The 10,169-nt window shown below is 57.0% G+C and carries 9 protein-coding genes; 4 read left to right on the forward strand and 5 right to left on the reverse strand.

Features of this window, described 5'->3' with window-relative positions:
• Positions 1 to 71 precede the first annotated feature (71 nt).
• The 3 genes from Poly24_RS20315 to Poly24_RS27165 form a co-directional block, all read right to left on the reverse strand.
• Positions 72 to 1,490, reverse strand: a complete 1,419-nt coding sequence (locus Poly24_RS20315; protein WP_145099846.1) for an efflux RND transporter periplasmic adaptor subunit — start codon at positions 1,488 to 1,490, stop codon at positions 72 to 74.
• Positions 1,491 to 1,746: 256 nt separating this feature from the next.
• Positions 1,747 to 2,937 (reverse strand): serine/threonine-protein kinase, encoded by a 1,191-nt coding sequence (locus Poly24_RS20320; protein ID WP_145099849.1) that lies wholly within the window; start codon positions 2,935 to 2,937, stop codon positions 1,747 to 1,749.
• 131 nt (positions 2,938 to 3,068) lie between these two features.
• Positions 3,069 to 3,665, reverse strand: coding sequence for an RNA polymerase sigma factor (locus Poly24_RS27165; RefSeq protein WP_197452052.1), 597 nt, complete (start codon positions 3,663 to 3,665; stop codon positions 3,069 to 3,071).
• A 254-nt stretch (positions 3,666 to 3,919) separates the two neighbouring features.
• Here Poly24_RS27165 and Poly24_RS27495 point away from each other — a divergent pair, with 254 nt between their 5' ends.
• Positions 3,920 to 4,657, forward strand: a complete 738-nt coding sequence (locus tag Poly24_RS27495) for a tributyrin esterase (RefSeq protein ID WP_231753251.1) — start codon at positions 3,920 to 3,922, stop codon at positions 4,655 to 4,657.
• Positions 4,658 to 4,688: 31 nt separating this feature from the next.
• Here Poly24_RS27495 and Poly24_RS20335 read toward each other — a convergent pair whose 3' ends face one another.
• Positions 4,689 to 5,807, reverse strand: coding sequence for a family 16 glycoside hydrolase (locus Poly24_RS20335; protein ID WP_145099858.1), 1,119 nt, complete (start codon positions 5,805 to 5,807; stop codon positions 4,689 to 4,691).
• 170 nt (positions 5,808 to 5,977) lie between these two features.
• Entirely contained in the window at positions 5,978 to 6,172 is a 195-nt protein-coding gene (hemP, locus tag Poly24_RS20340) for a hemin uptake protein HemP (RefSeq protein WP_145099861.1), read from the reverse strand.
• A gap of 354 nt (positions 6,173 to 6,526) precedes the next feature.
• Here hemP and Poly24_RS20345 point away from each other — a divergent pair, with 354 nt between their 5' ends.
• From Poly24_RS20345 to Poly24_RS20355, 3 genes are all read left to right on the forward strand, one after another.
• A complete protein-coding gene (locus Poly24_RS20345; RefSeq protein ID WP_197452053.1) occupies positions 6,527 to 8,179 on the forward strand; it encodes a kelch repeat-containing protein in 1,653 nt (550 codons plus the stop codon).
• Between the two features lie 331 nt (positions 8,180 to 8,510).
• Entirely contained in the window at positions 8,511 to 8,993 is a 483-nt protein-coding gene (locus tag Poly24_RS20350) for a hypothetical protein (RefSeq protein WP_145099866.1), read from the forward strand.
• Positions 8,994 to 9,046: 53 nt separating this feature from the next.
• Positions 9,047 to 9,838 (forward strand): TIGR00282 family metallophosphoesterase, encoded by a 792-nt coding sequence (locus Poly24_RS20355; protein ID WP_145099869.1) that lies wholly within the window; start codon positions 9,047 to 9,049, stop codon positions 9,836 to 9,838.
• The last annotated feature ends 331 nt before the right edge of the window (positions 9,839 to 10,169 follow it).

Here is a 10,169-nt window from a genome sequence, read left to right on the forward strand (position 1 = left end):
CGCGGAAGTGGACGAAGCGACGAGTCTCGCAGTATGGGGCTCGTGCCCTCGGCAACTATGGTTTGCAGCGCTCACGAACTGGTCTGCGATAACTCTGTCTCGGCCTGCTGATAAAGTTTGTCGCCGACGTGAACCGAATCGGTCAGTTTTTCCAGTTCGTCATCCGCAGCGATCGGTTCGACCAACATGCCTATAATCGCGGGCGAAGGGTTTGCGATCACCAACGTCTCGCCCCCCTCTAATCCAGACCCGACCACGGCGTAATCTTCTTGAGTGAAGGTCACATCAACATCCGCTTTGGCTAAACGGTTTTTGTCATCGACCAGGAAAACGGATCCGTTGCGAATCGCTCGTCTTGGAATCACGACTTGGTCGGACAGAATTTTCCCCAAAACATCGACGTCGCAAAACGCTCCTTCTAGCAATGGTGGTTGCGGTCGTTTTTGTTCGGACGGTGGCAAATTCGTCACGCCGACCACGAAGCCGACCATTTTGGTTTGAGCGTCCACCACTTCTCGCACTTGCAAAAATTCTCCAGGATACGATTGTGTGAAATCGGTTCCGACGACTTGGATCAAGGCCTCGAATTGAAACATCTCCTTGAACGTTTCCGGAGTCAGGCTTTCACGCAGTCCCTTCTCACCGACTTCAGAAACAAGCAATCGGTGAATGTCCTGCAGCGGCAACTGAACCTCGACCTCCATGTCCGCACCGCTGTAACCAGTAAACAACGCTTCGCCAACGCTGACAAATTGGCCAACTTCCAACTGCACCTCTCCTACACGCATATCGAATGGTGTTGCAATCTTGGCTCTTTCGATATCGCGCAGTGCCTGAACTTTCTGGGCCTCTGACTGACTCATGGCCGCCTCCAAGGCTTTAATCTGCGAAGGCACCAACGCCAAACTGTTTTCAAGATCCTGCATGGCTTCTGATTGAGCCAACAGTTCGCGATGTTTCAAGTCGATCGAAGCACTCGAGCCGGCTTGCCGTGCCTGCAGCTCTTCCTCGCGTTCAAATTCTCGCCTTAAGATTAGTAAGGTTTCGTTTTGGAGCTCGAGCTTTTTCTTGCCGTTTAAAATTGTCTGTTCGAGTTGTTCGATCTCCGCTCTTTGCTGGTCCATCGCTGCGTCCAATTCGCTCACGCGCGAGACGTAATCGGAATCGTCGATTTCCAGCAACACTTTCCCCGCTCGGATTCGCGCTCCTGCCCGAAGGTCTGGATTAATCTTTTTGATCCGGCCTTGAACCTGAGCCACTGCTCGCCACGATCGAGCGTATTTCGCAGTCCCGTAACCGCTGACGATGGGACGAACATCCAATCGCGGTACCACAATGGTGTTCAGCATCCGAGCGCTTTCCTCCTCGGCATGCTTGGACAGTGACGGCGGATGCTTGGCCAGCCACATGAAAACCACGACGGCCAAAACGATCGGCGGCAACACCATCAATCGCTTGCCCCACGTCTGCCAGGAACCGTCTTTAGCCATCTTGTTTTACGTTTCTCTTGCGGTTGAAGCTCGGTTACCCAGGATCATTGATCTTGCCAACGATCTCCGCGCGGCCGGATTTTTGACAAGATCCACGACGACAATGCGTGTTCCTGGGGCTTTCCATCACGTCATGCGCAAGAGAGCCTTGGAAGGGGCCACCAAAACGTTATTAATAACCAAAAAGTTGCGGAGAAGCGTCTTTTGATGTCCCGGTTCGCGTAGTTACGTCCAGTGATGCGGCGGATCAGTTTTCCTATCGTTCGTCGTGACGATTCACTGTGTGGAATTCGCGCAGCGTCGATGATTGTTCCGTCGGTGTTTGAAAACGGTCGGCTGGTTTCTTGCCCAACGTCCTGTCAACGATTGCGAGCAACTCCGCAGGCAAGCCGGCTCGCCGCTCGCCCAGCGGTAGCGGTGGTGTATCGACGTGAGCCATCGCCTTGAAGATAACGTTGTCGTACTTCCCATCCTGGAACGGCGCCACGCCGCTGAGCAACCGATCGATCGTACAGCCCAACGCGTAGATGTCGCCACGGATGTCGACGTTGTGGCTGTTGGTGACTTGCTCGGGTGCCATGTAGTCGACGGTGCCCATGATCTGCCCGGTCGAGGTCAATCCGTCGTCGTCACCGAAAGGAGTTTCGAGCAATGCCAACCCCATGTCCAGAATTTTGACCTGTCCTTTTTGGCTGAGCATCAAGTTGGCTGGTTTGATGTCGCGATGGACCAGGCCATTTTCCATCGCATGCTGCAGTCCAACAGCGGCTTGCCGGATCACTTCGCAAGCGTCCGCGACCGGCAATCGGCCGCGACGGCGCGCGACGACCGCAAGATCGTCTCCCTTGATCAGCTCCATCACCAGGTAATGTGTGCCATCGATCTCGCCAGCGTCGCTGGCGCGGATGATGTTGGGGTGGTCCAACGCTCCGACTGCCTGCATCTCACGATCAAAGCGGGCGATGGCAGCTTCATCCTGCAACAGATTCGCGGGCAGCACCTTCAAGGCGACGATGCGCCGCAGCCGCGTGTGTTTGGCTTTGTAAACCGCCCCCATGCCCCCCTGCCCCAACTTCTTGATCAATTCATATTGTCCAAGCATCCCTACGATTTCTGGCGGCGGAGCCTTCTTCCCATTCGATGCGTCGCCGGGATTGGACCCGGCGACCGTGGCATCTTCGCCAATAAATGTCGGCTCCAGGCCAATCTCTTTGACTAATTCGATCGCGCGATCACAGCCCTCCTCTTCCGCGAAGGGATCCTGCGGAAGGGGAAGCCGGAGTTTCTCCAGGAGCCTGTCGGAGCTGGATTCAAGGTTGCATACAGCTTCTTCGCAGGACGGGCAGACTTCGACGTGTTCGGAAACCGACTGGACGGATTCTTCTTCGAGCGCACCGGAAACGTAGGCAGCCAACGCTTCGTTTGGCGGGCAGTCTGTTAAACGCATCCGATACCCCAAAAGTTTGTAGAGAAATCTACGAGGCCAAAAAATTAACCTCTACAAGCTGTTCGCCAAAGCGCCACGCGATTCCGTAAGAAACAAGCTTCCGCGCGAACGGAGGGCGCAACGGCAGGATTCTACCAGTCGACTTGGTCTTGAAGTTCCGATCGGAGTCGATGCAACACGCGATACTTGGCCTGACGAACGGCTTTCGAACTCATGTCTAATTCTTCGCCTGCCTCTGCGGCTGAACAATTGTCGATTGCAGTCCTCCAGAACGCGCGCCAAGTTCGTTCCTCGAAATCGGATTCAAGCAATCCAAGAGCTCGACGCAAGATCCACGCCTCGGCATCGTAGGAACCATCGTCGCGGATCTCCTCAGGCGGTTTATTAGGCAACTCTTGAAGCCGCTGATTCGCATCGGACCCTCCAACCGCCGGCGGATGCGCGGCAGCGGCGTGAAAATGATCGGCGAGCTTATGTCGCGTGATCCCCCACAGCCATCGTCGAAAACTCCCCGAAACGCTTTGATTTCGATAGCTGTCGATCGTGGACGTCACGCCGCGGAAGACTTCCTGGACGACATCATCGGTGTCGGACGATTGCAACCCAGCCTGCCGAGCCCAACGATAGACCAGTGGGCAATAGATCACCGAAAACCGCGACCAAGCATCGGAGTCGCGAGCACGCAATCGCCCGACGAGACTCGCAGTGGTTGCGATGGATTCTGGCATGGGATCTTTGGCAGGAAAGTTTGGACGGACCGATCCACATCGGCCTTTGGAGTGCTCCAATCTACTGCACTTGTTCCGTGATCGCCAGCTTGCACTCCGGTAGTGCAGCTTTAAACGGAACGAGTTCGCCCCAACACAAAAAGCGGATTTTTCCTTGTCGATTGGATTCGGCGGGGCTTTGCAGTTGGGATACCCTTGTGGTTGCCGATCCGCAACAATAGGTGAGCAATCAAACTCTTCAAAGGAATTCAGTCGTGTCGGATGAGGCAAAGAGCGAATCGTTGGCGACGATCGACATTTCTGAATTGGACGCCGGCGAGGTTCTCGAGCGGTTGCGTGCTGTCGAAATGCCCGAAACGATCGATCACGACACGCCATCGATCGAACTCCGCCGTGCCCGTGGTGGCGACAATCTATTGATGGGGTTAGACAAACCGTGGCGGATCGATGTCCGCGGAACGCTGGGGGATTACGCGTTGGCGTTCAATCGCTTGGCTCATGTCCGGGTAAGAGGCTCGGTGGGCGACGGTTTGGGCGAGAGCATGGTCTCCGGGGCGGTTCGCGTTCACGGGAATGCGGGCGTTGGCGTCGGTGTGGCGATGACCGGCGGAACGCTAGCCGTTTACGGGAACGCGGGGGACGGATGCGCTGCGGCACTGCGTGGCGGCGAGGTCTTTGTCCGGGGCGACGTCGGCCACAACGCGGCTCACGGAGCCCTGCACGGAACGCTGGTGATCGGCGGCGACGCGGGGATGAATCTTGGCGAAGCGATGATGGACGCGATGATCTTCATTCGCGGCCGGATCGGTTCGCTGGGCCAGGGCGTTGCCGAGCTGCCGTTGATTCCTAAGGACAGCGTCCGTCTGGGCCTGCTGTTGATCAACGCCGGGATCCGCGGCGATGCCAAAGATTTCCGCCGGATCGTGCCGCAACGCGTCTTCGACGAGGAACAGCGGCGGAAGGGAGTGATCGGTCATCCGTCGTGGCGATGACCGCAGAGGTTCTTCGCGGCGTCGACGCCGATCAGTTCAGTGGACGAATCCAGATGTTGCGATAGCGGACGGGAGTGCCGTGGTTCTGCAACAAGATCGGCCCGGCCGGTTGATCTTCGCTGTATGGCTGCAGCTCTTTATCTTTCACGCTTCCGACCAGTTCGCGGCGGTGGTGCAACAGGATGCCGTTATGGATCACCGTCAGATAAGCGGGTGATTCCAGTTTGCCATCTTTGAAGGTCGGTGCTTCGAAGACGATATCGTAGACCTGCCATTGGCCGCTGGGGCGCGAGGCGTTGACCATCGGTGGGTGCTGGCCAAAGATCGCGCCCGCTTGTCCATCGGCAAAGGTGCGATTGTTGAACGAATCGAGGATCTGTACTTCGTATTTGCCCATCAACAACACGCCGCTGTCGCCACGTTCTTGGCTGGCTCCTTGAACCTCTTCGGGCGACGCCCATTCGATGTGCAGCTGGCAATCGGCAAACGTATCGAGCGTGCGCAGGTGACCGGTTTCGGGAACGACGGTCACCGCACCGTCAGCGACCGACCAAAGAGGTTGATAGATCGAACCGGGATCTTCGGGCAACAGCTGGCCCCAGTTGTCGAGATTGTTGCCATCGAACAGCACGATCGCGTCGCTTGGCGCGGTGCCTGGCTTGTCATAAGTCGACGCGTTCCCAGGCACGATCGCTCGCGGGCGGGGGCGGTTCATGTCGTGAACCTTCCAGCGTTGGCCGCGAATAAAGGGTGTGCTGCTGTAGCCCAACGACGTGATCTTTTTCGGTTCGGGCTTCGCTTCGGCTTTGGGTTCCTCCGCCGCAGGCTTGGCCGGCTCAGCTTCCTTCTTCGGCTTGGCTGGCTTTTCGTCAGCCTTCTTCTCCTGCTTCGCCTCGGGCTTGTCTTCCGGTTTCGCTTCCGGTTTTTCTTGAGGCTTCGCTTCGGCTGGCTTCGAATCCGCCGGTTTGGATTCCTTTTCCGCAGCTTCGGCCGGCGGTTTGGACGCTTCTGTTTTTTCCTTCGCTTCGGTGGCCGCTGCCGCTGGCTTGTCGGCGGCATCTTGAGCTGTGGTGGTCGCAATCAGCGACAGGCTCAAACCGAGGGAAAGGAGCAGACGGGGAAGTGCGATTGAGAGGTTGATCGAAGGCATTGGGGGCGGTCTCAAGGAAGCAGAAATTCAGTTCCGGAAGGATCGCGCGATTCGGCCGCGAATCAAGCGCGCATGGGAACGGATAATAAGCTAATCGCTCGATCGTTCGACTGCCACCACGAACGGAAAAATCCAGACCGCAGAGGGCCGGTTGGTGCGGGAGGAACGGATCATTTCGTTAAGATCAGTTTTCCTTGGCGGGTCTTTCGCAGCCGATACAGTTGCCCATCACTGGTGATCCAAACCTCATCGCCACAGCGGGGCAGATCGTTGAATTGAATCACTTTGGGAAGATTCAAAGCAGCCGCCGCCAGATCGGGATCTTTGGCGGCGGCATCCTCTTGCGGGGCGGGATCGTTTGTCATCGTCGTAACCACCGTGCGGTGCTTGTGTTGCGCTAATTTCAAAATGTTCGCGAGCAATCCTTGATCGCAAATCAGACGCTCAGTATATTCAATTGAAACTGATTCTCAATAGCGTTTGGCTATCCGACGACGCAGCAAGCGATAGATACGAGCCCCCTCGCCTGACGGGCTCTGCTCCCTAGCCAGCCACGCTCGGTCCGATTCCGGTCTCCAATGGAGGAGCCGGCACAGATTCCCTCTGGTGTGCAAGTAAACCGCCGCGACAATCCCCGTCGCGACGCCACTTTGGGCGACGCCGCGTCGACCCGCACGCATCAACCGATAACCTCTCTACCGTGGAAGAAAGAGAAGAGAATGAACATCAACCTCTCGCGTTTGCTTCAATTGAGTTTCGCTTTGCTTGTGATGATGAGCAGCCAAGCGACGGCCCACTTTCCTTGGCTTGCGATCGACGACGATCGACATCCGATCCTCTACTTCGGTGAAGATGTCACCGACCGCCAGTACCACCTGCCCGAATCGCTCGCCGAATATCCGCTGGCGCATCTGGATGCCGACGGCAAGCGAACCGCGTTGTCGATGCAGCCGATCGACAACGACGATCTGATCGGTCTGCGAGCCGAAGCGGCGGTTCCCGCCAGCGGCAGCATCGTCGGTTCTCAAACCTACGGCCTGATGCGTGGCAGCAAGCTGGTCTACTACACACAACAATTGCTCGACACCGATCCTGCCAAGTGGGCGAAAACTGCTCCCGCCGGAATCGATCTCGCCGCCAGCCTGATTCCCCAGGAAGACGGGATCCGCGTCGCGGTCACTTTTAAAGGCAAGCCGTTGCCCGAGGTCGACGTAAAACTTTATTGCGACGACGGAGATGAAGAGGGTTCGGCGACGACCGACGATCAAGGAGCGGTTGTCTTTACCGCAAAGCAACTGGAGTCGGGATACAACGCTTTGCGCGTTGGCTTCACCGACAAACAGGAGACGGGCAAATGGAAAGACGAAGCCTTCGAAGGGGCCGCCCACTATCTGACGGTTGCCTTTCCATGGCAGCTGGAAAAACAAGCGGCTCCGGCGGCGAAGGATCAGGTTTCGGTAAGTCCAACCAAGATGGCCGACCTGCCTGAGGAGCTGACGAGTTTTGGCGGAGCGATCGCCGGCGGCAAGCTGTACGTCTACGGTGGCCACACCGGATCGGCCCACTCGTATTCGACGGCCGAGCAATCGAACCGGTTGTGGGCGTTGGATCTAGAACAACCAAGCGAGTGGAAAAAATTGCCCGCCGGACCGCGAATGCAAGGTTTGGGACTGGTCGCTCACGGTGACAAACTGATCCGCGTCGGTGGCTTCACTGCGATGAATGCCGAAGGGGAGGATCACGATCTGCAATCGCAATCGACGGTCAGCCAGTTCGATACGGCGACCAACCAGTGGACCGATTTGGCGCCGTTGCCCGAGCCGCGATCGTCGCTCGGCGCAGCGATCTTGGGTGACGTCGTTTACGTCGCTAGCGGATGGGCGATGGGAGATGCCGAAGAGAACGTCTGGCATCAGACCGCCTGGAAAATGGATCTCAGCAAGTCTCCGGCGACTTGGCAACCGATTGCCACTCCACCGTTTCAACGCCGAGCTGTCAGCGTCAGTGCACACGACGGAAAGATCTACGTGATCGGCGGCATGGGGCACGAGGGAAAACCGAGCACGCGAACCGACATCTACGATCCCAAAACCGACACCTGGACCGAGGGGCCACAACTGATCGGCAAACCGATGACCGGATTTGGCAACGCGGCCTATTCGCAGGCGGGCCAGCTGTATGTGACCGCGATCGACGGCACGATCCAACGGCTCCGCAGCGACGGCACGCAGTGGGAGATCGTCGGCAAGTGTGATCCAGGGCGCTTCTTTCACGTCATGCTTCCGCTGGGGGATCGTTCGCTAATACTGGTTGGTGGAGCGAACATGTCGATCGGAAAATTCACCGACATCGAGCGGATTGATATCAAATAGCGGCGGGGACGGAACCCTTCGTTCAATTCGCTGGAAAGCACTCCGAAACCATTAATTGCTGCCCGCACGGTCGATCTGACTAGTGCGGGCTTTTTCTTTGCCATTAGGATTCATTTGCAACGGTTTGAGGAGTTGTACGGTGCGTCGTCTGAGCCGCTTTGGTTCGACTTTTTGCGTCCCTTCGCGAGCGAAATTGCTTCGCATCGCTGCCGAATATTCGCTAGACTTCAAATGGACAGCGACCGAGCGTAGGGTCGCGATATTCAGTGGACACAGGATCTTCGAAGTGTAGCCCGACACCATTCTTTTCTCGATCGCAGGAGCTTCTAGTATGAGCGTTTCTAACAAAGCAAAGACTGTCACCATCAATCCGGCATTTTTGGCCGACGTGAAGGATTTGCATCAAGAACTTTGGGACGGGCTGCATGCGTTGCAGGAGATGTGTTCCCTGCCGATCTCGCTGGAAGGAAAGTGTTTCGAGTTTATTGGCCGATTGTCCGATCTTCGCGACAAGCTGGCGTTTCAGTTCTCGGTTGAAGAAGCTTACGGTTACTTCGATGACCCCGCGTTCTGTTGCCCGACGTTTGCCCGTCGGTCCAATGAATTGCTGCAACAGCATCGCGACCTGTACATGGAGATCGCGTCGATCGCCGAAAGAGCGGAACAATTGTTGAGTGTTCGCGATTTGGCCGCCTTGACCACCATTATTCCTATCGCGTTCGATCGGTTTGCCGATAAGTTACAGAAGCACGAATCGGCCGAAACGCAGTTGATGCACGACGGTCTGATGCAAGACATCGGCGGCGGCGACTAGATCGCCGCGCCGCAGACCACGACCGGCATTATTGATTTAAGAAGGATCTTTCCTTGCGTTTATTGTTTTTAGGAGACATCGTCGGCAAGCCTGGCGTGCAGGCTTGTGTTGCGATGGTGCCAGGTCTACGCGACGAATTGCAGACCGATTTGGTGATCGTTAACGCGGAAAATTCCGCTGACGGATCGGGGCTAACCGTTAAGCAATTCCAAAAGTTGGCGGCAAACGGAATCGATGCGTTTACGATGGGAGACCACATCTATCGCAAACGCGAAATCATTCCGGTGCTTGAGAAAGATTCGCGGATCGTCAAACCGGCCAACTACCCCGCCACAGCCCCCGGCAAAACCTTCGCTCTCGTGGAGACGGCGTCGGGAATTCAAGTCGCCATCGTCTCGCTGATGGGCCGCGTCTACATGCGTCCCGTCGACTGCCCCTTCGCCGCTGTGGATCGCGTGTTGGCGGAGATTCCCGAGAACGTGAAAGTCCGATTTGTCGACCTGCACGCCGAAGCGACCAGCGACAAACAACTGCTCGGTCGCTATCTCGATGGCCGCGTCAGCGCAGCTCTTGGCACGCACACGCATGTCCCCACCGCGGACGCTCGCATCCTGCCCGGCGGCACCGCGTTCATGTGCGACGTGGGGATGAGTGGTGCGTACGAGAGTATCATCGGCCGTGAGATCGACCCGGTGATGCAGACGACCCTCACCTTCACCCCCACCTTCTTCCATGTCGCCAGCAAAGACGTCCGCTTATGCGGCGCGGTGATCGACATCGATCCAGAGACCGGCAAAGCGACATCGATCGAAAGATTCGAACGATCGTGGAGCGAAAACGCGTAAGCGCATACCGGAGGTACGCCGCTGCGCGGCGACCTCCGGCTACTGTCTCACATCCCTGCGGGATGCGTCGAATCCGCTGCAACTGCAAATCGTTTAACCGCGTGCCCACCGGGCCGCGCGGCGAACCTCATGACCGCGTGGGGCGTTGCCGCCGCGGTTAAACGAGGCCGTAGCGGAGATCGTCGGGAACGCTCCTTCTGTGGGGGAGACGAATCGATTTCGAAATTCGTCGACTTTCTTGGGTGCGCATTGGTCCGATTTGTCGTCCATGCCTATGATTTCACGTTCCGTGCGCTGCACCGAAGCTATTCAACACGTAGGAAGGATCAGA

This window comes from Rosistilla carotiformis (assembly GCF_007753095.1).
Classification (GTDB): Bacteria; Planctomycetota; Planctomycetia; order Pirellulales; family Pirellulaceae; genus Rosistilla; species Rosistilla carotiformis.

What these genes read in the sequence shown, in the direction of transcription:
- Poly24_RS20315 (WP_145099846.1), bottom strand. Translation starts at nt 1,490, where the DNA reads ATGGCTAAAGACGGTTCCTGGCAGACGTGGGGCAAGCGATTGATGGTG.
- Poly24_RS20320 (WP_145099849.1), bottom strand. Translation starts at nt 2,937, where the DNA reads ATGCGTTTAACAGACTGCCCGCCAAACGAAGCGTTGGCTGCCTACGTT.
- Poly24_RS27165 (WP_197452052.1), bottom strand. Translation starts at nt 3,665, where the DNA reads ATGCCAGAATCCATCGCAACCACTGCGAGTCTCGTCGGGCGATTGCGT.
- Poly24_RS20335 (WP_145099858.1), bottom strand. Translation starts at nt 5,807, where the DNA reads ATGCCTTCGATCAACCTCTCAATCGCACTTCCCCGTCTGCTCCTTTCC.
- hemP (WP_145099861.1), bottom strand. Translation starts at nt 6,172, where the DNA reads ATGACAAACGATCCCGCCCCGCAAGAGGATGCCGCCGCCAAAGATCCC.
- Poly24_RS20345 (WP_197452053.1), top strand. Translation starts at nt 6,527, where the DNA reads ATGAACATCAACCTCTCGCGTTTGCTTCAATTGAGTTTCGCTTTGCTT.
- Poly24_RS20350 (WP_145099866.1), top strand. Translation starts at nt 8,511, where the DNA reads ATGAGCGTTTCTAACAAAGCAAAGACTGTCACCATCAATCCGGCATTT.